Source organism: Allobosea sp. BK604 (assembly GCF_004341515.1).
Lineage (GTDB): Bacteria > Pseudomonadota > Alphaproteobacteria > Rhizobiales > Beijerinckiaceae > Allobosea.
Window position 1 is genome coordinate 268,580 of the sequence record NZ_SLZF01000005.1, and the last position, 19,255, is coordinate 287,834.

Genomic DNA, 19,255 nt, shown 5'->3' on the forward strand with positions numbered 1-19,255 from the left:
TTCAGCCCAGCGCAGCGGCTTCCGCCGGCGTGAGCGAGACCTTGAGCGCGCCGACATTCTCCTCGAGATGCGCGATCGAGCGCGTGCCGGGTATCGGCACGATGACCGGGCTCAGCGCCAGCAGCCAGGCCAGCGCCATCTGTGAGGCGCTGCAGCCGCGCTTCGCGGCCTCCGCCGCGAGAACGCCCTTGGGATCGGCGAGCGGCGCCCCGATCACCGCCGGGTTGCCGTCGAGCGGACCATAGGGGAAGAAGGTGATGTCCTCGCTCTCGCAATAGCGGACGATCTCAAGATCCGCGCGATGGGCGAAGCTGAAGCGGTTCTGCACCGAGGCGATCGGCGCGACGCTGCGGGCGCGCTTCAGCTCGTCGAGCGTCACGTTGGAGACGCCGATATGACGGACCTTGCCCTCCTTCACCAGTTCGGCGAGCGCGGCGACGCTCTCCTCAATCGGCGTGTCCTCGTCGATCCAGTGCAGTTGAAGGAGATCGAGCCGCTCCACCCTCAGATGCTTGAGGCTCGCCTCGCAGCCGGTGCGGATCCCTTTGCGCCGGCCATCCCGGTAGGCGAATCCTGGGCCCATCTTCGCCAGCCCGCATTTGGTGGCGATGACGAGCCCCTCGGGATAGGGGTGCAGCGACTGGGCGACCAGGACCTCGTTGAGCCCGGCCCCGTAGGCATGGGCGGTATCGATCAGGTTCACGCCGATCTCGAGCGCGCGCCGCAGCACCTTTGCGGCTCCCTCGGGGTCCGGATAAGGCCCCCAATTGCCCGGCTGGCCGGAGAGCCGCATCGCTCCATAGCCGAGGCGCGACACCGGAAGGTCGCCGCCGATTTTGCGGATCGTCTCGAAGCTCGGCTCGGCCATGTCGTCTCTCCTGTCCCGGCTGTATCGCCCGCTCGTGCTGGGGCGGCCCCTCCCGCTTTAGAGCAAGCTGGTTTTTGGCGGAATCGGGATTCGCAAATCAGGTGGCAATCGTGTGGCCGGCGATGGCCTCCTTCGGGATGCCTGCCGATATCGGCTACGGTCGTGTCCTGTCCGGGGACTCGTCCATGATCCGGCGAAGTCCCCCGCAAGGCCCGAGACGGATGGAAATTCCATGGCACCTGGCATGAGCACGCCTCCCCGCCGCGGCACGACCGGCCTGCGCCAGTTCCTGGATCCCGAGCAGCAGCGCGATTGGATCGAGGGCAAGGCCGGCTTGCGCGACGCCGACGAGCGCTCGGAATCGCTTGAACTGCGCTTCAAATACCTCGCGCGCTTTCAAAAGCTGCTTCGTCGCCCGCAGGCCCAGGACGTCCTGGAGATTCTCGGGCTCTACGGCCAGAGCTGCATCCCCATCCCGCGAAAGAGCGAGCGCCATTACTGGTCGGTGTCCTGCCTGCCGTCGACGTCGGACAAGCCGCTCACCCGCGTCAATGCGAGCTGGATGGAGCTTTTCACGCTCTACGCGGATGGCGACGGCATCCGTGCGCGTGTCCTGGTGCATCTTTCGGATTTCACCCGGGATCACTCACCCCTGCAGGACCAGTTGGACACCTCTTGCCTTGAGCAGAGCGTGACGGCGCCGGAAGACCTCAGCTATTTCTTCCCGCCCGGCGCGGACATGTTCGGCATCAACGTGCGGGGCTCCGCCTCCATCCGTACTCTCCTTGCGGATCGCCGCGTCCTTTCTGCCATCCGGACCTTCAATCTGACGCATATGAACCGGGGCCGGAACGCCTATCAGGCGAGCCATTGCTACAGCCTGGCGGATTGCATGCTGACGGATTGAGCTGCCCCTGGAGGGCCGTCCGCATCGCGAGGCGATCGGATGCTTCGACGTCGCCGTCGCGATCGGGAACGAAGGACTGGCTGGGTGCAGGCCGAGCCGTCGCACCTATCGGGCGCCTGGTCACCTCCTCGCGAATAAGGGCAGGATTGCAGCGTTCAACTGTGCTAGAAGATCGGCGTTGCGCGAGCCACACCTTGGGGTGCGGCACTCCTGGCGGAGGCGAGCATGTCCGGGCTGGATCCCTCACATATCCTGCAGATCGGGATGGGGTTCTTTGCGTCGAAGACATTGCTTTCGGCCGTCGAGCTGGAGCTCTTCACCAAGCTCGCCAGGCAGCCGATGACCGGCAAGGAGATCGCCGCGGCGCTGCAGCTCCATCCACGCGCCATTCCGGACCTCCCCGACGCGTTGGTGGCTCTCAAGCTTCTCCAACGTGAAGGAGACGGGCCCGATGCGCACTACTCGAATACGCCCGAGAGCGCCCTTTTCCTGAACCGGGACAGCCCCGGTTACATCGGCGGCATCCTCGAGATGGCAAATGCTCGCCTGTACCGGTTCTGGGCTGATCTCACCGAGGCTCTCAGGACCGGGATGCCGCAGAACGAAACCAAGCACTCCGGCGAGCCGATGTTCGCGAAGCTCTACGCCGACCCGGCACGCCTTGAGCAGTTCATGAACGCCATGTCGGGCATCTCGGCCGGGAACTTCAAGGAGTTCGCCCGGACATTCGATTTCTCGACCTTCAGGACCCTTTGCGATGTGGGTGGCGCGACCGGGCAGCTTTCCTGCATGGTCGCCGCAGCGCATCCGCATATGCGTTGCACCAGCTTCGACCTCCTCGAAGTGGTGCCGATAGCCACACGCAAGATTCAGCAGGCTGGCCTGACCGACAGGGTCACGGCTGTCGGTGGCGACTTCTTCGCCGATGCATTGCCCAAGGCGGACGTCATCACCATGGGGATGATCCTGCACGACTGGAACCTCGAGAAGAAGAAGTTGCTCATCCGTAAGGCGTATGACGCCCTGCCCCCGGGCGGGGCCTTCGTGGTGATCGAGGCCCTCATCGACGATGCAAGGCGCGAGAATGCCTTCGGCCTTATGATGTCTCTGAACATGCTGATCGAATTCGGCGACGCCTTCGATTACTCGGGATCGGACTTCATGGGCTGGTGCCGCGAGGTCGGCTTCCGGGACTTCACGGTCATCCCGCTGACGGGCCCGTCGAGCGCCGCCGTCGCCTACAAGTAGCCTGATTGCTCTTTGCGTCCTTGGCCCGATGCTTGCGCCTGGCGCTTGATAGCGGCCGCGTCGACACCGGTTCGCTCAAAAATGCTCGCGTGCCGAGCAGCGCCGCTAGAGCAATTCCGCGTTTCTTCGAATCGCGAAAATGCTCTATCTATTTGTTCTGACGCATTTTCTTCACGCGAACCGGTATCCGCTTCGCTCGAAAACGCTCTAGATCGCCGCGTGTCTTTTCGGACGCGAAGTTGCGATCTATCCGTTTGATCTGGCATCGGATTTACCCGAAAAGTGGGTTCCACTTTTCTGTCCGATGCTCCAAGGCTGCGGCGCTCTTGCCGAGGCCACCAGCCAGTTCCAGACCACGCTGCATGGCTCGGGCTGCCGGGCTTTCCGGGGGCGGACGACGTAGAAGCCGAGCTCTCCGAGAAGCGATCCCTCGATTGCTTTGACAAGTCGACCGCTCGCGAGGTCTGGGTCGACGAGGAAACGGCTGGCCAATCCCACGCCCTGCCCCGAGATGGCAGCCTCGATCGACAATGCTGTCTGGTTGAAGCTGATCCGTTTCAGGTCACGAACCGAGCTCTTCGATCCCGCCATTTCAAGGAATTGCTGCCAGAGACCGTGCCCATCCTCGAGCAAGGTCAGCCGCTCGAGTTCGGGCAGCGTCAGGAAACTCCGTTCCGGTGGGAGCAATCGCGGGCTGCAGACGGGAACGAGGTCCTGTTGAAACAGCAGCTCGGCGACGAGCCCTGGTCCGAAGGGCGCTCGACCTTGCCTTACGGCGACGTCGACGCCATCGGACTGGAAATTGGCCAGGGCGTCCGAGGCTACGATGCGCAACTCGATGTCGGGATGAGCCTGGCTGAACTCCGGCAGCCGCGGGATGAGCCATTTCGCTGCGAATGTCGGCGTCACGCTGATGGTCAGCCGCTCCGGCTCCGGCCGGATCGATGCGGTCGCGTCCGTGATGAGCGCGAAGGCGCGCGCCAACTGGCCGGAATATCGGCGCCCCTGATCCGTCAGCGCCAACGTTCTGGGCAACCGGTCGAAGAGCTTGATCTTGAGATCGGCCTCAAGCCCACGCACCTGCTGCGCGACGGCGCCCTGGGTCACGCCGAGCTCCTGGGCCGCAAGACGGAAGTTGCAATGCCTCGCCGCTGCTTCGAAGGCGCGGAGGGCGTTGAGCGGTGGTAAGCGCGCGGTGGCCATGCAGTAGTTTTTCTACATCAACTTTTCCGGAAAACTCCATAGTCGTCTGGCCGGAGCGCTCTCATAGTCCGGTGGAACGGAGATCGAGATCATGAGCGATAAAGTTGCCATCATCACCGCCGCCGGCAGCGGCATGGGCGCAGCGGCCGCGCGCCGCCTCGCGCAGGACGGATTCAAGGTCGCCATCCTCTCCTCTTCCGGCAAGGGTGAGGCGCTCGCTGAGGAATTGGGCGGCCTTGGCGTCACCGGGTCCAACCAATCGAACGACGACCTCAAGAAGCTCGTCGACGGCACGATGTCGCGCTGGGGCCGTGTCGACGTGCTGGTGAACAGCGGGGGCCACGGGCCGCGCGCGCCGATCCTCGAGATCACCGACGAACAATGGCATACGGGGATGGACGTCTACCTGATGAACGTCATCCGCCCGACCCGGCTGGTCACGCCCATCATGCAGAAGCAGAAGGGCGGCGCGATCATCAACATCTCGACGGCCTGGGTCTTCGAGCCGAGCGCAATGTTCCCGACCTCGGCGGTATTCCGCTCGGGCCTGGCGGCCTTCACCAAGATCTTCACCGACACCTATGCGGCGGACAATATCCGCATGAACAATGTGCTGCCGGGCTGGATCGACAGTCTGCCCGCGACCGACGAGCGCCGGGACAGCGTGCCGCTCGGCCGTTACGGCAAGGCCGAGGAGATCGCGGGGACGATCGCGTTCCTCGCGTCGGCAGACGCGGCCTTCATCACAGGGCAAAGCCTGCGTGTCGATGGCGGCATGACGAGAGCGGTTTGACCGCCTGCAGATCGGCAACGGTCCGGGACGTGGCGCCCGGCGCAGTGCTCCAGAACGCTTGGGCCTTGAGTAGACCAGCAGCGCCCGCGGCGGCGGTGCTGCGGCGGAGAGCCCGGTCCAGCGTCACCTGGCCATCATCAGCCGCGCGCCGTTCCATATTCCCACATCGCTCTCTTTTCCGCGATGTGCTTGACCACGAGAGGGCCGTCCATGCCGCCTTCACCAAGACCAGGAAGCAGCTCCTCCTGCCGCCAGTGAGCAAGAGCTGGCAATCGCGCATTTTCGGGCGAAGCCGATACCGATTCGTGGCAAGAACATTCGCAAAAACAAAGGGATAGAGAATTTCCGCGCTTCAGGGAAGCGCGGAAAATGCTCCAGCGGAAGGGAGCCCCGGCCCTGCTTGCGCGGCCTTTCGACAGGTCCGGTCAGGCGCGCAACGCGATGAGACGCCGCGTAAGCTCCGACGCCCGTGCGGCATCGGTGGCCGTGGCGCGAAATGGCAATTCGCCGGCGAGCGCGATCGCTAAGCATCGCTCTCGCGACTCGCTACCGACAAGGCCTGCCGATGCTTCATCTCGCGAACACCCGAGCATTTTCGAGCGAAGTGGGCACCGGTTCGCGTGAAGACAATGCGTTAAAACAAAGGGATAGATCATTTTCGCGTTTCGGGGAAACGCGGACATGCTCCGTGCGGCGCCGCTCATTTCGGAGGCCGTCGGTCGCGTCCTGGTCATCGCCCGCATGCGAGCCCTCCGTCGCCCGAGCGGTTCCGGTTCCGGGCCCGAGAGACGCGCGGTTCCTGGAACGACGGCACCGCGCCAGCAGCCGTAACGGCTGCTCCATCTGAAGGTCTCCAGCGATGACGAAGCTTTCCGCCCGGCGCCATCTTGCGGCCGCCGCCCTGTCCATCGCGGCTCTTTGCGGCGGAACCGCCGCGCCCGCAGCCGATATCCCGTCTGCACGGCAGGAGCCCGCGCCGCCGCTGCCGCTCGCGCCGCGCCTGACCTTCACCGCGGCCGCCTATCTCTGGGCGACCGGCATCGACGGCAGATTGCGGACCTTGCCGCCGCTGCCGGCGGCGCAGGTCTCGATCGGCTTCGACCAGGTGATCAAGAATTTCGACGGCGGCATCATGGGGGCGGGCGAGCTCGCCTATGATCGCTATCTGCTGTTCTTCGACGTCATCGCCTCGAAGATCTCGCCGAACAGGATCGTCTATCCCGCCGGCTATCCGGCCGGCGTCAAGATCGACAGCGGCTCCTTCATCGGGCTCGCAGCCGCCGGCTACCGCCTGATCGACGATCCCGCCTATAGCGTCGACGCCTTTGCCGGCATCCGCGGCTTCGCCATGAACAACACGCTGCGGGTTCAGCTCATGCCGGCGACCCTCAAGCTCAGCGACAGCGAGCAATGGGTCGACGGCGTCGTCGGCGCGCGTCTCAAGCTGCAGCTGACCAAGTCGCTCTACGCGACGACGATCGGCTTCGTCGGCGCCGGCGGCTCCCGCTACGAATGGGACGTCTTCGGCGGGCTCGGCTACCAATTCGACGAGAGATGGTCCGCCTTCGCCGGCTACAGGGCCATGAAGGTCGACTACCGCAACGGCTCCTTCATCTACGACGCGCTGCAGCAGGGCCCCGTGCTCGGCGTGAGCGCGCGTTTCTGACCTCAAGACCGCTCTACAGGAGACCCAAGATGATATCGCGCTCGCTTCGCTCAGCCTGCGTCGCCCTCAGTCTTCTGGCCCCGGCCGCTGCCATGGCCCAAGGCGAGGCGAAGCCGAATATCCTCTACATCGTCGCGGACGATCTGGGCTGGGGCGATGTCGGCTTCCACGGCTCCGACATCAGCACGCCGACGCTCGACCGGCTCGCCAGGGAGGGCGCCGCGCTCGACCAGTTCTACGTCCAGCCGATGTGCACGCCGACGCGCGCCGCGCTGCTGACCGGGCGTTACCCGATGCGCTACGGGTTGCAGAGCTTCGTCATCATTCCCGAGCAGAGCTACGGCATCCCGCTCGACGAGAAGCTGCTGCCGCAAATCCTGAAGGAAGCCGGCTACAGCACTGCGATCATTGGCAAATGGCATCTCGGCCATGGCGACACCAAGCTCTGGCCGAGGCAGCGCGGCTTCGACTATCAATATGGCGGCCTGATCGGCGAGATCGACTACAACACGCACAAAATCCAGGGCGTCACCGACTGGTACCGCAACGACAAGAAGCTCGAAGAGCCCGGCTATGTCACCATCCTGCTCGGCAAGGATGCGGTGCGCTATATCGCGGCGCATGACCCGGCCAAGCCGATGTTCATGTATCTCGCCTTCACCGCGCCGCACACGCCCTTCCAGGCGCCGCAAGAGTATCTCGACCGCTTCAAGTCGATCTCCGATCCGAACCGGCGCACCTATGCCGCCATGGTCAACGCAATGGACGACCAGATCGCGGCGGTCCTCGCGGAACTGCAGAAGAAGGGCATGCGCGACAACACGCTCGTCGTGTTCCACAGCGACAATGGCGGCACGAGATCGGCGGCCTTCGCCGGCCAGATCGAGACCAAGGGCACCTTGCCCGCGAGCAACGGCCCGTTCCGCGACGGCAAGGGCTCGCTCTACGAGGGCGGCACGCGTGCGGTCGCGCTCGCCAACTGGCCAGGCCATATCAAGCCGGCGAAGGTCGACCAGCCCCTGCATGTCGTCGATATGCTGCCGACGCTCGCCGCCCGCGCCGGTGCCAGCACCGCCGGAACCAAGCCGCTCGACGGCAGCGATGTCTGGCAGACGATCAGCCAGGGCGCGCCGTCGCCGCGCAAGGAGGTCGTCTACAATGTCGAGATGTTCCGCGGCGCCGTGCGCCAGGGCGACTGGAAGCTGTTCTGGCGGGCGACGCTGCCGGCCAAGCTCGAGCTCTACAATATCCCGAAGGATCCGGGCGAGACGACGAACCTCGCCGCCGAGAACCCGCAGATCGTCGCCGAATTGCAGAAGCGCATCGATGATCTCGCCAAGGAGATGAAGCCGTCCCTGTTCTTCCAGGCGACCTTCAAGTCCTATCTCGGCCGCAAGGCGCCGGCTCCGGTCTTCCCGAACGACGACGCCTTCTTCGCAGGCGGAGACTGAGCGGAAAGGCACGACACGCAGAAAGCCGTTGCAACCGGGCGTGGCTGGGGCATGATCGCGCGGCATGCCCCGGCCACCTTCCGCCGGATGTCATTGCAGCGGCAAAGGCGGGAGCCCGATGTCACATGCTGCGGCCCGGGCGGCCCTGCTTCACATGTTGCCGGCCTATCTGGCCTCGGCCGATGTCGAGGCCGAGACGGTGTTTCGCCGCGCCGGCATGACGGTGGAGGACGTCCGCTCCGGCAAGATCGTACGCCGCTCGCAGATCAACGCCGCCCTGGCCTTCGCCGCCGACTATGTCGGCACGGCGGAAATCGGGCTGGCCCTCGGCGACACGGCCGAGCCCGGCCGGCTTGGCCCGATCGGGATGGCGATGCGAGCCGGGGCCACCGTCGAAAGCTGCATGCGTGCGCAGGCGGCGGAAATGCCGAGCATGCAGTCCCATGTCGATATCCGCTTGCACAAGCGCGGCGACGACGCGGTCTGGACGCACCGCCTTGTCGGCGACGACGAAAGCGCCTGGCTGCTTTACGAAGGGGTCGCCGCCTTCAACGTCAAGATGCTGAAATGCCTGCTCGGAGACGGCTGGGCGCCTGAGCGCGTCACCTTTCCCCATGCCTGCAAGGGCCGCCGCCAGGTCTATGAGGAGTTCTTCCAGGCGCCGGTGGTCTTCGCCCGGGATGAGGAACTGGGCATTCACTTCCGCCGCGACGCCCTGTCCAGACCCTTGTTCGGCGGGCACGGCCGTTACCCCGATGACGGCGTGGCGGCGTTCGCGGCCGAGGGCCTCGAACGCTTCCGACTCGGGCCATCTGAGATCGAGCTCGCGGTCGGACGCATGATCGACGCGACCATGCCGCATAAGCCGATCACGCTGCACGAGGCGGCGACGGTCCTGGGCTTGTCGCCCCGGACCTTGCAGCGCAAGCTCGATGAACACGGCGCCGTCTTCGAGCAGATCCTCGACTCAAGGCGCCATGGTCAGGCCGTCCGCCTGCTCACAGAGCCCGGCATGAGCGTGACGACTGTCGCGATGCTGCTCGGCTATTCCGATACCGCTCATTTCCATCGCGCCTTCCGCCGCTGGGAGGGGCAATCGCCGACGGACTACCGGCGCTTTGGCGCGATACTGCTCCCTGGAGCGGGCACGCGCGGCTACTGACCCGCAGCTACTCCCGCCGATCGGCCAGTGCCGGCCAGACCGCCCGAAAGCAATCGTTCCTGACGCCGGGACGGGCCGACTCAGCGCGGACATGAGCGCCTGGCTCTTGTCGAGACGGCCGAAGGCTGGCTTCACATTCCCTCGGGAACGTCCGGTTCCGGCTTTTCGCCTGACCCCGATCCGGGACAGGCAGAGGCGTGCGGGTTTGCCTATTGTCCTTAGGGACAAGTGACTCGCGCCGCCAGAATGCCAAAAACACAGCATGGCCGTTCAGTGGACGGACATCCTTGGTTCCCGGCCAAATCCAGCGCATCGCTGACAAGGCATTCACGACCGCCAAATGCCTGCGCGGGCGCAAACGAAGATGATGCCGACCAAAGACGTCTTGCTGATCGTGCCGACAACAGGGAGATGATTGTGAGGCTACGTAAAATCCTGGCCGCAGCCAGTCTGCTGGTCCCTATGGCGATCCCGCTGGCCGCTTCGGCGCAGACGCTCACCTTCGCCGAAGCCTATGATCGCCTGGCGAAATCATGCGGCCCGGACATTGAGAAGCTTTGCTCGAAGGTTTCGCTTGGTGGAGGCGCCGTCAAAGCTTGCCTGGATCGCAATCAGGCGCGGCTTTCGGCGACCTGCAAGAGCACGTCGGCGGAGGTGTTCCAGTCGCTGGCGAAACGGGCCAGCGCACAGGCCACCGCGGTGAAGGTCTGTGAGCGCGACATCGGACAGTACTGCAATGGCGTGCAGCCCCATGACGGCTACAGGCTGCAATGCCTGCTGACCGCCACGAAGGTTGTCAGCAGCGGCTGCAAGCAGGTCATCGTCGATGCCGGCTGGAACTGACAGGACAATGCATCCCATGAAAGCCATCGCCCTCGTCTTTTCCGCCGCAATCGCCCTGATACCCGCAACCGCAGCCGTCCAGGCCCAGGAGCGTCTCAGCGACACTCAGCTGATCGAGACGCTGAATGTTCTCGACCAGTCGAAAACCATCGACATCGTGGCGCTCCGGCGCCAGGCGGTCGACAGCGTCGCCGCCAATCGGGGCCCCGACGCCTCGCTGCGCGAGCCTCTCTCGCAGGAACTGGACAATCTCTCCCAGTTCACCGTCGAGATCCAGTTCCGCACCGGCTCCGCCGTGATCCGCCCTGCGTCGTTCCGCACCATCGGCGTCATCGCCGATTCCCTGCTCCATCCGACCTTGCTGGAATACAAGTTCCTCATCGTCGGCCATACCGACGCCGTCGGCGACCGCAAGTCGAACCTGACGCTCAGCCAGAAGCGGGCCGATGCGGTTCGCGACGCGCTGGTTACCACATTCGGCATCGTCCCCTCGAGGATCGTCGCGGTCGGCCTTGGCGAAGAGCAATTGCAGAACCGCAAGAATCCGGACGCGGCGGCCAATCGGCGCGTCCAGATCGTGAATGTGGGCCGCTTCAGATAGCCCGCTCAACGGCTCCCGTTCCGGCGGGACGGGAGCCGGCCGCCTGTCGAAGGTCCCGGACGAGGCCGCTTCGACGCGCTGCGGCGGCAACGGCTTCGTGGTGTTCTTCGGAATGGCGAAACCAGTGCGGACACCGGTCATCGGCAGCCAGGTCAGGCGCTGGTGAGTGGCGATGGCAACGTGGGTTTTTGAGATCCAGCCCGCGCACAGGATGGCAAGGTCATGAAAACAACGCTGCTTGCCATACTCGGAAGCATCGCCAGCGCCGCGCTGACCTTCGCTCAGGTCCAGGCCCAGCAGGTCACCGGCACGCCGGGCTCGCCGGGCGCCACGACCACCATCAACGGCCAGCAGCTGCCGCCGCCGGACCCGGCCTTCGGCGGCGTGATCCAGAACGATGCGCTGAAATCGACGCCCTGATGGGCGCGACGATGCCGGCTTCGGCGTGCCGAGCACGTTCGGCGGCGTGATCCCGACGCCGACGATGGACCGCCTCGCCCAGGACGGCTTGCGCTACAACCGGACCTTCTCGACCGCGCTATGCTCGCCGACGCGCGCCGCCCTGCTCACCGGCCGCAACCATCATTCGGCCGGGTTCGGCGTCATCTCTGAGCAGTCGACCGGCTTCCCCGGCTATAACAGCGTCATCGAGCGCGACAAGGCGACGGTCGGCCGGATCCTGCAGGACAATGGCTACAGCCCCGCCTGGTTCGGCAAGGACCACAATATCCCCGCTCTCCCTGGCGCCGAGCCGTCTCTCCGCTCTGCAACGCTCACTGGCGCGCAACCCTCACTGACCGGCGCTCAGGGCGACATGGGCCGCTGCCTCGTCGCGAATCCATCTCCGGAACCCGGCAATCGCCGGCCGCTGCGCCGAATTCTCCGGGCAAACCAGGTAATATTGGTGCGGTCCCCTGACCTTATGCGCGAATGGCCGGACCAGACGTCCGGCATCGAGATAGTCCCCGATCAACACATTGGTGGCGAGCGCCACCCCCTGCCCCGATGCGGCCGCCTGCAGGGCCATGAAAGTGTGGGAGAATCTCGGTCCCCGGGTCGCATCGATCTCATGCTCTCCCACCGCCGCGAGCCAGCGCGGCCAGGTAACGAAATCGGGGATGCCTTCCGGAATCTCGTGCAACAAGGTGTGATGGCGCAGATCCGACGGCTCGCGCAGGGGACGTGCGGGATCGCCAAGCAGGCTGGCGCTGCAAACCGGAAAGAAATTCTCCTCCATCAGAAGATCCGTTTGCATGCCGGGATAGCCGCCGTGGCCGGATCGTATCGCCACATCGACATTCTCGCGTGCGAAATCGGTCAAGCTCACCGAGATCTCGACCCGCACTTCCAGATTGGGCTGGCGCTCCCTGAGCGAGCCCAGCCTGGGGATCAGCCAATTCAGCGCGAAGCTTGGCAAGGTGCTGACGGTGAGGACATTCGGGGTCTCCGGCCGCAACGCCCACGCCGTCGCTTCGTTGAGCTGGTCGAGCACCTGCGAGATGGTCGCAGCGTAGCGCTCGCCGGCCTCGGTCAAGGCAACGCCCTTGCTCGGCAGCCGGGTGAAGAGCGGGCGCCGCAGCCAGGCCTCCAGTGACCGCACATGCTGGCCGATGGCACTGGCGGTAACGGCCAGTTCATCGCCTGCCTTCTCGAAATTCCGATGCCGGGCAGCGGCTTCGAAAGCGCGCAGGAACGTCAGCGGAGGGAGATGGCGACGGCTCATGGCAGGCCAAGCTTAACTTGGGCAATGCGAAGAACTTCGCATTTGCTTCGGCCCCGTGCAAGGACCATGTTTTCATGACGTTAGCTTATCTGAGGAACGCGTCATGTTCGCTAGTCCAGCCCTAGCTCACTTTTCCTTCTCGGCCGTTCTCCCGTCACGCGGCGCCTTGGTGAGGACGTTGCTGCGTCTCGAGGCATGGCTCGATGACAGGCGCAGTGCGCGCGCACTCTACTTTATGGACGAACGCGCGTTGTCCGATCTCGGCCTGTCGCGCAGCGATGTGGAACGCGTCAATGCAGACGCCCACCAGCCGGCTGGACGAATCTGAGACGAGCAGCCAGGTCGGTGATGGATCGCGGAGCGGCGCTTCCGGTCAGTGATTGCTTCGGCGTCTTCAGCCGCGACCTGATGCAGATTTGGCATCGGGTCTGCGCGCCGTAACGCAGCACGGCCGCGCCGTTTGATGTGGACAGAAAACGGCTCCGCCGGCGCAAGCAGACGGGGCCATTTGCACAATTCAGAGGAATCCGCGGGCTGCCGGCGAGCCAACTGGGTGGGGTTGTGGACGCCACGCCGGCAGCCACCGCGCCTCAACGGGAGTGGATGGCGCGGCGGCTGGAACGTGGATCGCCCGAGGTTCGACCGCGTCATTCGTTTAAATGGCAGTTCTGCGCGTGTCGCCCGCCGATGGCGCCGTGTGGCGTGAATGCCTCCGGTCAGGAAGCCCGTTGCTGGATCATCGGACCGGAGACAGGAAGAGGCGTGGCGCGCTTCTCGAAGGGCGATCATTCGGCAAAGGCTCAGGATTTCAGTCGATCCGTTCCGTGCCAAAGAACTCTTGCCTTGGTGCGATAGCGAGCGGCAGTTCCAAGCTAATGTAACGCGCGAGCCTTGCCCGCGTGCATGACGCTGGCGCTGTCAGGGAGGACAAGGACCGTATGGATCGATGGCAGGCGATGAAGGTTTTCGTGAAGGTCGGTGAAACCGGCAGCTTCGCCGGCGCCGGACGTCAGCTCAACATGAGCCCTCCGGCCGTGACGCGGATCGTTTCATCGCTCGAAGAGGCGATCGGCGCGCGACTCCTCACCCGGACGACGCGCTCGCTCAAGCTGACGGATGCCGGAAGTCGCTACCTGAAGGACTGTCAGAGGCTGCTTTTCGAAATGAGCGAGGCGGAGGCTGCGGCAGCCGCGACTTTCGGCAAGCCAACGGGGACGCTCAGCGTCACAGCATCGTCGATGTTCGGCTCGCTTTTCATCATGCCGCTCTTCACGGAATTCCTCGAGGGTCATCCCGATGTCATCGGCCGAGCCCTGTTCGTCGATCGGATCGTCAACCTGGTGGAAGAAGAAGTCGATGTCGCTATCCGCATCGGGCATCTGCCGGACTCCGGCTTCGCGGCCACGCGGGTCGGCGAAGTCCGGCGCGTCATCTGTGGATCGCCCGCCTATTTCGAGCGACATGGCCGACCGTCGACGCCTTCGGATCTGACGCGCCATCGCATCATCGCAACCACGAGCGCATGGTCTTCGCTGGATTGGCGGTTCGGCGTCGATGAAAAGACCAGTGTACGGATCGCGCCTCGCCTCTTCTGCAGCACGAATGACGGCGCGATCCTCGCCGCGGCGCGGGGATGGGGCCTCACCCGCGTTCTCTCCTACCAGATCGCTCCGCGACTGGATCTCGGTGAGTTGCAGGTCGTCCTCTCCGAGTTTGAAGAGGAGACGCTGCCGATCCACGTGGTTCACCCCGACGGCCGTCACGCATCGGCCAAGGTCCGCAGCTTCGTCGACTTCGCGGTGGCCAGATTGCGCGCAAGCAGGCAGATCAACTGAAGGCCACGCAGCGACGGAGGCCGCGAATCAAAGAGCGAGTTGCAGGTCGCCCTCTCCTGGATCGTCGTCCTTGGCCGGATAGGCGCTGCAGATCAGCGCGTGGCCATCGGGAATGTCGGCTGTCGGCATATCCGCGTAGCCCACCGCCCCTTTGACGATCCTCGTCGCACAGGTTCCGCATGAGCCGCTTCGGCAGCCGAACTCGGGCGACAGGCCGCTGGCTTCGGCGAACTCGAGCAAGGTCCCACTTTCCGGAGACCAGCGGCTCTCCCTGCCCGACTTGGCGAAGACGACCCGAACAGGTTCTGTTGCCGGAGGTCTGCTCTCGGCCTGCGATGATGGGCCTTCCGGAGTCCGGCGGATCGAGGCCGGACCGAAGCTCTCCGCGAAAATCCGGCTGTCGGGGACATTGAGGGAGCGAAGCCCGAAATAGGTATCCTGCATGAATGCACCCGGCCCGCAGAGATAGAAATCGTAATCGTCGAATGGCAGCGTCCGCTTCAGCAGATCGATATCGAGACGCCCGACCGCATCGACATGTTTGCGTGACTCCGCACCTGCGGCGTCACTCAACAGACGGTAGATTCGAAGATTGCCGCCGGATGCGACCGCCAGTTCGTCCAGTTCATCGCCGAAAGCCTGGTCCGTTTTCGAGCGTGCCGCGTAGAACAGCCAGGTTTTGCGGACACGCTGCTTGCGCACGCCTTCGTAGACGATGTTGCGAAGCATCGCGATCATCGGCGTGATGCCGACTCCGGCGCCGAGCAGCACCGCAGGCCTCGACGCCGTCGGATCCACAATGAAGGAGCCGGCCGGTGCGCGCGCCTCGATCTCCGCGCCCTCAGCGAGCGCATGCAGGAACTGCGATACCTTTCCGTCGCGCTTCACGCTGATGCGGTACATGGCATCGGACGGCGCCGCGGAAATCGTATAGGTGCGGACCGCCGGGGCTTCAGCGCCAGGAAGCCGGACCCGGATCGGCAGATGCTGCCCCGCCTTGTGGGCGATCATGCCTGCGCCGTCCGCCGGCTTCAGGTAAAGCGAGCGAATGCTCCCGCTTTCCTGGATCGCATGTTCGATGCGGAAGGGGCGCCACTGCATCGCGAGGTCTCTTGCGCGCCTGCGCTCGGCGACCTGGTCCCAGTCGCCGGTCATGACCGCATAGGGACTCTTGCCGTCTTCCCGTGCCGTCCAGCGAACGGCCAGCACGCCGCGGCGGCGTACCAGCTTTTCCGCCTTGAACGTCCAGAAGCGCTCCGCGCCCTGAAAGGAATCGACATCCGGAGAGTCGAGGATGACCTCGGCACGCCCGGTCATCTGCAACATGTCGCCGGAGGCAAAATCGACGAAGGTCAGGCCCGCACGCCCGTTCAACAGGATGTTGCCGAGCGTGTTGAAGAAGGTGTTGCCGTTGAAATCCGGGATGGTCAGCGTGTCGTCATCGCCTATCCGGACAAAGCCGGGCTTGCCGCCGCGGCTCGATCCGTCGGCTTGCCGGATGCCCCCTTGTTCCGAGTATGACGCCACGAAGAAGGCATCGGCCGCCCCGATCATTTCGCGCGCATCGCCGTCCAGCTGGGAAAGGGTTTCAACCTCTCCCGAGAATGGCAGGCCGGGGTCGCGAACGAAGCGGAAATCACGGAGCTGGATGTAGCGCGGGCAATTGCCGTAGCTATGGACGACCTGGAGGTCGAACCCTGCGGCATTCGCATGGGCGATCGTGCCGTTGAGGCGATTGCGGCGCCGCGTGTGCAACTCGATGCCGAGGACGCCGATGGCACCACCATCGTTGAAGCCCTGATCGGCCGGATCGGAGGGATCCCGACGGAACGCGGCGCGGAGCGTCCGGTCGTCCGGCGCGCTCAGGAAACCTGGCCGGCCTTCGATCACCGTGGCCCATGGCTCCCCCGCTTCGTCGACGGCGCCGACGACGAGGAAAGGGAGCTGGGGATAGAACAGGCGATGCTGCTCGATCAGGTGATCGCGGACAAAACGCCGCCCGAGATCGGCCGCCGTCTTCTCGACGCCAGCGCTCCGTTGGATCGCGAGCTCGCCGCTGTGCCACGGCAATGGCTTGATGTCGCCGACATGACTGTTCATCGCCGTGACCTCCTCATTCAAGCGCGCGTACCTATGCGGCCAGGCCGACCGGCGTCTTCACAAAGGGGACGAACCCGGGAAGCTGCTCGATCCGGGCCAGCCAGGCGCCGACCTTCGGGTAGGGAGACAGGTCGACATTGCCCTCGGGAGCACGGGCGATGTAGCTGTAGAGAGCGATATCGGCGATGGTGGCGCGCTCGGCGGCCAGCCAATCACGCTCGGCAAGCTCCCGCTCGACCACTTTGAGCAGGTCATGGGCGCGACCAATGACCTCTTCAGGATTGAACTTCGCGCCGAAGACGGTGACGAGTCGCGCGGCGGCGGGGCCGTAGGCGATCTGGCCGGCTGCGATCGACAGCCAGCGTCCGACCTTGGCCGCACCGATCGGATCGTCCGGCAGCCAATCCTTCTGTCCCAGCTTCTTGGCGAGATAGATCAGGATGGCGATCGAATCCTGGACGACCGTTTCGCCATCGACCAGAACCGGTACCTGGCCAAGACTGTTGAGCTTAAGGAACGCCGGCTGCTTGTGCTCGCCCTTGGCGAGGTCGACCTCGATCAAGTCGGCGTCCTGACCTATCAGCGACAGGAACAACTGCGCCCGGTGAGCGTGCCCGGAAAGAGGATGATAGTAGAGCTTCATTTTTAATCTCCGCTGGAACAGTCGCACCGTCAGGCACTGTCGGGGGGAAACCTGCATGAGCTCCGGGCGAGGATGAACCCGGTTTCGGCGGAAGGGACTCTTCCGCGAAACAACCGGAATTGGTCGGCCCAGGCCGCCTGCTCATCACATATGAAGTCATTTCACTCCGTAATGTTCGGAAAAGCGGCCTGTTTATCGGCCATTCGCCCTCCTTTAGTCACGGCTCCATCGCTCCCCACAGTTGCGACCGTGATGAAGGAGACCACATGCGGACGCTTTTCGAACCCGTCGCGCTTGGCGCGCTGACCGCCCCAAATCGCGTCATCATGGCGCCGATGACCCGGGGTCGCGCGACCCGCGACCACATCCCGACCGCGATAATGGCCGGGTATTACGCACAGCGCGCCTCGGCCGGACTGATCATCAGCGAAGCCATCGGAATCTCGCGCCAGGGACTTGGCTGGCCCTATGCGCCCGGCCTCTGGTCCGACGAGCAGGTGGAAGCATGGACACCCGTCACGCGGGCCGTTCACGATCGGGGCGGACGGATCGTCGCGCAGCTCTGGCACATGGGCCGCATGGCGCATTCCGCCCTGACCGGCGAGCAGCCGGTATCCTCGAGCGCGACCACGACGCCGGGCGATGCGCATACCTATGATGGCAGGAAGCCCTACGAGGTCGCGCGTCCGCTGGCGGCGGAGGAGCTTCTCGATATCGCGGGGGATTACGTCAGCGCGGCGCGCAATGCGATCGCGGCTGGCTTCGACGGCGTCCAGATCCATCCCGCGAACGGTCAGCTGATCGACCAGTTCCTGCGCAACAACAGCAATCTGCGCAGCGACGACTACGGCGGAAGTATCAAGAACCGGCTGCGCCTGCTGAAGCTCGTCACGCGCGCCGTAGCAAGCGCCATCGGAGCGGGCCGTACCTCGGTGCGCCTGTCTCCCAATGGCGAAACCTATGGCGTGGACGACAGTGATCCCACCCCCTTGTTCACGGCGGCGGCGGATCTGCTGAACACGATCGGCATCGCGTTCCTGGAATTGAAGGAGGCCAGCCCGGCCGGAACCTTCGTCTCGACCGAGGTTCCGCGCCAATCACCGATGATGCGCAAGTATTTCAAGGGGCCGCTGGTGCTCAACAGCGACTATGACCTTGCGCGTGCCCAGGCGGATCTCGACTCCGGGCTCGCCGATGCGATCAGCTTCGGGCGGCCCTTCCTCGCCAATCCCGATCTGGTTCGGCGGCTGCAGGACCGCGCCCCGCTGAACCCGGCCGAAGAGAGCACGCTCTATAGCCAGGGAGCGGAGGGCTATACCGACTACCCGACGCTGCCGGACATCAGGGCCGTTGCGTGATCGGCTTCTGATCGGCCGGCCATCGGGCCGGATGCCGAGCCTCTTCCCGACACTTCAGCTTCCCCGCCATGCCGGCGGATAATCAACGGAGTTCGACATGGACTGGAATGCCAATCGCGATCATTTGCTGGCTAATGTCGGCAAGCTGCAGCAGCTTTCACCCGATACCGTGAAGGGCTACCTGACCTCGTCCGGAGCTGGCCGCAAGACGGCTCATCTGGATGAGAAGATGCGCCAGCTGATTGCGCTCGCCGTGGCCGTGACCACGCGCTGCGACGGCTGCATCTCGATCCACGGCAACGAAGCCGTGAAAGCCGGCGCTACGCGCGAGCAAGTGGCCGAAGCTCTCGGCGTCGCGGTGGCGATGAATGCGGGCGCTGCCCTCGTCTACTCGACGCGGGCGCTGGAGGCCTTCGACGACGCGACCGGGACATAGGCGTTGCCAATGGCGGACAAGCCCGATTCCCATGGGCGCAATCTTTGCGTCGACGGCGACCGGCTCTGCGCCAGCCAGCGCCGCCGCCAAAGACGTCGGGACGAACAGGACTATCTCTCGCGCCACAACCCGAATTGCTCGCTCCTTGAGATCGGGCTGCTGATCATGCTGGCCATCCTGCTCGTCGGTGCGATCGGGACCAGCATGGCCCGGCCGAACCCGCCGCCTGGCCAGGCTGCCGCGGAGGTGGCCGAAGCGAACGTTCCCTCCGACGATCGGCAGGATTTCGGCGACGCGTTCGATCGGCGTCGCTGAGCCCGCCCACCGCTCGCGCTCCCTCGTTCGCACGCGTCCCACGCGAGGGTGCGGGTCGGCGGCGCCGCCTCGAGGCGGTGCCGCCGGTCTCGTTTCCTGGGTG

At 64.8% G+C, this 19,255-nt stretch carries 19 protein-coding genes and 1 pseudogene; 15 read left to right on the forward strand and 5 right to left on the reverse strand.

Going from position 1 to position 19,255, the window contains the following annotated elements; translation table 11 throughout:
- Nucleotide 1: 1 nt before the first annotated feature.
- Nucleotides 2-868, reverse strand: a complete 867-nt coding sequence (locus tag EV560_RS17165; RefSeq protein WP_131857005.1) for an aldo/keto reductase — start codon at nucleotides 866-868, stop codon at nucleotides 2-4.
- Nucleotides 869-1,100: 232 nt separating this feature from the next.
- Here EV560_RS17165 and EV560_RS17170 point away from each other — a divergent pair, with 232 nt between their 5' ends.
- The gene (locus EV560_RS17170; protein WP_131857006.1) at nucleotides 1,101-1,775 is read left to right on the forward strand and encodes a hypothetical protein; all 675 of its coding nucleotides are present in this window, start codon (nucleotides 1,101-1,103) and stop codon (nucleotides 1,773-1,775) included.
- A 225-nt stretch (nucleotides 1,776-2,000) separates the two neighbouring features.
- Complete coding sequence (locus EV560_RS17175) at nucleotides 2,001-3,023, forward strand: methyltransferase (RefSeq protein ID WP_131857007.1); 1,023 nt, start codon at nucleotides 2,001-2,003, stop codon at nucleotides 3,021-3,023.
- A gap of 246 nt (nucleotides 3,024-3,269) precedes the next feature.
- Here the strand turns inward: EV560_RS17175 and gcvA (EV560_RS17180) are convergent, their stop codons facing one another.
- On the reverse strand, nucleotides 3,270-4,226 hold the full coding sequence (gcvA, locus tag EV560_RS17180) for a transcriptional regulator GcvA (protein WP_131857008.1): 957 nt from the start codon (nucleotides 4,224-4,226) through the stop codon (nucleotides 3,270-3,272).
- A gap of 88 nt (nucleotides 4,227-4,314) precedes the next feature.
- Between gcvA (EV560_RS17180) and EV560_RS17185 the strand changes: the two genes are divergently transcribed.
- The 8 genes and pseudogenes from EV560_RS17185 to EV560_RS36710 form a co-directional block, all read left to right on the forward strand.
- Complete coding sequence (locus EV560_RS17185; RefSeq protein ID WP_131857009.1) at nucleotides 4,315-5,019, forward strand: SDR family oxidoreductase; 705 nt, start codon at nucleotides 4,315-4,317, stop codon at nucleotides 5,017-5,019.
- 859 nt (nucleotides 5,020-5,878) lie between these two features.
- Complete coding sequence (locus tag EV560_RS17190; RefSeq protein ID WP_131857010.1) at nucleotides 5,879-6,685, forward strand: hypothetical protein; 807 nt, start codon at nucleotides 5,879-5,881, stop codon at nucleotides 6,683-6,685.
- A 29-nt stretch (nucleotides 6,686-6,714) separates the two neighbouring features.
- Nucleotides 6,715-8,136: an arylsulfatase B gene (locus tag EV560_RS17195; protein ID WP_131857011.1), complete on the forward strand. Its 1,422-nt coding sequence runs from the start codon at nucleotides 6,715-6,717 to the stop codon at nucleotides 8,134-8,136.
- Between the two features lie 118 nt (nucleotides 8,137-8,254).
- Nucleotides 8,255-9,298, forward strand: a complete 1,044-nt coding sequence (locus EV560_RS17200) for a helix-turn-helix transcriptional regulator (RefSeq protein ID WP_165923511.1) — start codon at nucleotides 8,255-8,257, stop codon at nucleotides 9,296-9,298.
- Nucleotides 9,299-9,544: 246 nt separating this feature from the next.
- Nucleotides 9,545-10,141, forward strand: a complete 597-nt coding sequence (locus tag EV560_RS36430; protein ID WP_248312093.1) for a cysteine rich repeat-containing protein — start codon at nucleotides 9,545-9,547, stop codon at nucleotides 10,139-10,141.
- A 16-nt stretch (nucleotides 10,142-10,157) separates the two neighbouring features.
- Nucleotides 10,158-10,742, forward strand: coding sequence for an OmpA family protein (locus EV560_RS17210; RefSeq protein WP_165923512.1), 585 nt, complete (start codon nucleotides 10,158-10,160; stop codon nucleotides 10,740-10,742).
- Nucleotides 10,723-10,908, forward strand: coding sequence for a hypothetical protein (locus EV560_RS17215; protein WP_131857014.1), 186 nt, complete (start codon nucleotides 10,723-10,725; stop codon nucleotides 10,906-10,908). Before EV560_RS17210 ends, EV560_RS17215 begins: the two co-directional genes overlap by 20 nt.
- 56 nt (nucleotides 10,909-10,964) lie before the next feature.
- A pseudogene (locus tag EV560_RS36710) lies at nucleotides 10,965-11,478 on the forward strand (sulfatase-like hydrolase/transferase); the annotation flags it as partial.
- Nucleotides 11,479-11,532: 54 nt separating this feature from the next.
- Here EV560_RS36710 and gcvA (EV560_RS17225) read toward each other — a convergent pair.
- Complete coding sequence (gene gcvA / locus EV560_RS17225; protein ID WP_131857268.1) at nucleotides 11,533-12,465, reverse strand: transcriptional regulator GcvA; 933 nt, start codon at nucleotides 12,463-12,465, stop codon at nucleotides 11,533-11,535.
- A 178-nt stretch (nucleotides 12,466-12,643) separates the two neighbouring features.
- Here gcvA (EV560_RS17225) and EV560_RS17230 point away from each other — a divergent pair, with 178 nt between their 5' ends.
- Nucleotides 12,644-12,793: a YjiS-like domain-containing protein gene (locus EV560_RS17230; RefSeq protein WP_207908049.1), complete on the forward strand. Its 150-nt coding sequence runs from the start codon at nucleotides 12,644-12,646 to the stop codon at nucleotides 12,791-12,793.
- Between the two features lie 610 nt (nucleotides 12,794-13,403).
- Entirely contained in the window at nucleotides 13,404-14,300 is an 897-nt protein-coding gene (locus EV560_RS17235; RefSeq protein ID WP_131857016.1) for a LysR family transcriptional regulator, read from the forward strand.
- Nucleotides 14,301-14,327: 27 nt separating this feature from the next.
- Here EV560_RS17235 and EV560_RS17240 read toward each other — a convergent pair whose 3' ends face one another.
- Both EV560_RS17240 and EV560_RS17245 read right to left on the reverse strand, forming a co-directional pair.
- On the reverse strand, nucleotides 14,328-16,400 hold the full coding sequence (locus EV560_RS17240; protein ID WP_131857017.1) for a pyridoxamine 5'-phosphate oxidase family protein: 2,073 nt from the start codon (nucleotides 16,398-16,400) through the stop codon (nucleotides 14,328-14,330).
- A 31-nt stretch (nucleotides 16,401-16,431) separates the two neighbouring features.
- Nucleotides 16,432-17,043 carry a glutathione S-transferase family protein gene (locus EV560_RS17245; protein ID WP_131857018.1) on the reverse strand — a complete coding sequence of 204 codons (612 nt, stop codon included), beginning with the start codon at nucleotides 17,041-17,043 and terminating at the stop codon, nucleotides 16,432-16,434.
- Nucleotides 17,044-17,309: 266 nt separating this feature from the next.
- Between EV560_RS17245 and EV560_RS17250 the strand changes: the two genes are divergently transcribed.
- The 3 genes from EV560_RS17250 (at nucleotide 17,310) to EV560_RS17260 (ending at nucleotide 19,152) form a co-directional block, all read left to right on the forward strand.
- Nucleotides 17,310-18,401, forward strand: coding sequence for an alkene reductase (locus EV560_RS17250; RefSeq protein WP_131857019.1), 1,092 nt, complete (start codon nucleotides 17,310-17,312; stop codon nucleotides 18,399-18,401).
- A gap of 97 nt (nucleotides 18,402-18,498) precedes the next feature.
- Nucleotides 18,499-18,837, forward strand: a complete 339-nt coding sequence (locus tag EV560_RS17255) for a carboxymuconolactone decarboxylase family protein (RefSeq protein WP_131857020.1) — start codon at nucleotides 18,499-18,501, stop codon at nucleotides 18,835-18,837.
- Between the two features lie 9 nt (nucleotides 18,838-18,846).
- Nucleotides 18,847-19,152, forward strand: a complete 306-nt coding sequence (locus EV560_RS17260; RefSeq protein WP_131857021.1) for a hypothetical protein — start codon at nucleotides 18,847-18,849, stop codon at nucleotides 19,150-19,152.
- Nucleotides 19,153-19,255: the final 103 nt, after the last annotated feature.

What these genes read in the sequence shown, in the direction of transcription:
- EV560_RS17200 (WP_165923511.1), top strand. Translation starts at nt 8,255, where the DNA reads ATGTCACATGCTGCGGCCCGGGCGGCCCTGCTTCACATGTTGCCGGCC.
- EV560_RS17165 (WP_131857005.1), bottom strand. Translation starts at nt 868, where the DNA reads ATGGCCGAGCCGAGCTTCGAGACGATCCGCAAAATCGGCGGCGACCTT.
- EV560_RS36430 (WP_248312093.1), top strand. Translation starts at nt 9,545, where the DNA reads ATGCCAAAAACACAGCATGGCCGTTCAGTGGACGGACATCCTTGGTTC.
- EV560_RS17195 (WP_131857011.1), top strand. Translation starts at nt 6,715, where the DNA reads ATGATATCGCGCTCGCTTCGCTCAGCCTGCGTCGCCCTCAGTCTTCTG.
- EV560_RS17235 (WP_131857016.1), top strand. Translation starts at nt 13,404, where the DNA reads ATGGATCGATGGCAGGCGATGAAGGTTTTCGTGAAGGTCGGTGAAACC.
- EV560_RS17245 (WP_131857018.1), bottom strand. Translation starts at nt 17,043, where the DNA reads ATGAAGCTCTACTATCATCCTCTTTCCGGGCACGCTCACCGGGCGCAG.
- EV560_RS17190 (WP_131857010.1), top strand. Translation starts at nt 5,879, where the DNA reads ATGACGAAGCTTTCCGCCCGGCGCCATCTTGCGGCCGCCGCCCTGTCC.
- EV560_RS17260 (WP_131857021.1), top strand. Translation starts at nt 18,847, where the DNA reads ATGGCGGACAAGCCCGATTCCCATGGGCGCAATCTTTGCGTCGACGGC.
- EV560_RS17175 (WP_131857007.1), top strand. Translation starts at nt 2,001, where the DNA reads ATGTCCGGGCTGGATCCCTCACATATCCTGCAGATCGGGATGGGGTTC.
- EV560_RS17170 (WP_131857006.1), top strand. Translation starts at nt 1,101, where the DNA reads ATGGCACCTGGCATGAGCACGCCTCCCCGCCGCGGCACGACCGGCCTG.
- EV560_RS17240 (WP_131857017.1), bottom strand. Translation starts at nt 16,400, where the DNA reads ATGAACAGTCATGTCGGCGACATCAAGCCATTGCCGTGGCACAGCGGC.
- gcvA (WP_131857008.1), bottom strand. Translation starts at nt 4,226, where the DNA reads ATGGCCACCGCGCGCTTACCACCGCTCAACGCCCTCCGCGCCTTCGAA.
- gcvA (WP_131857268.1), bottom strand. Translation starts at nt 12,465, where the DNA reads ATGAGCCGTCGCCATCTCCCTCCGCTGACGTTCCTGCGCGCTTTCGAA.
- EV560_RS17215 (WP_131857014.1), top strand. Translation starts at nt 10,723, where the DNA reads ATGTGGGCCGCTTCAGATAGCCCGCTCAACGGCTCCCGTTCCGGCGGG.
- EV560_RS17255 (WP_131857020.1), top strand. Translation starts at nt 18,499, where the DNA reads ATGGACTGGAATGCCAATCGCGATCATTTGCTGGCTAATGTCGGCAAG.
- EV560_RS17250 (WP_131857019.1), top strand. Translation starts at nt 17,310, where the DNA reads ATGCGGACGCTTTTCGAACCCGTCGCGCTTGGCGCGCTGACCGCCCCA.
- EV560_RS17210 (WP_165923512.1), top strand. Translation starts at nt 10,158, where the DNA reads ATGAAAGCCATCGCCCTCGTCTTTTCCGCCGCAATCGCCCTGATACCC.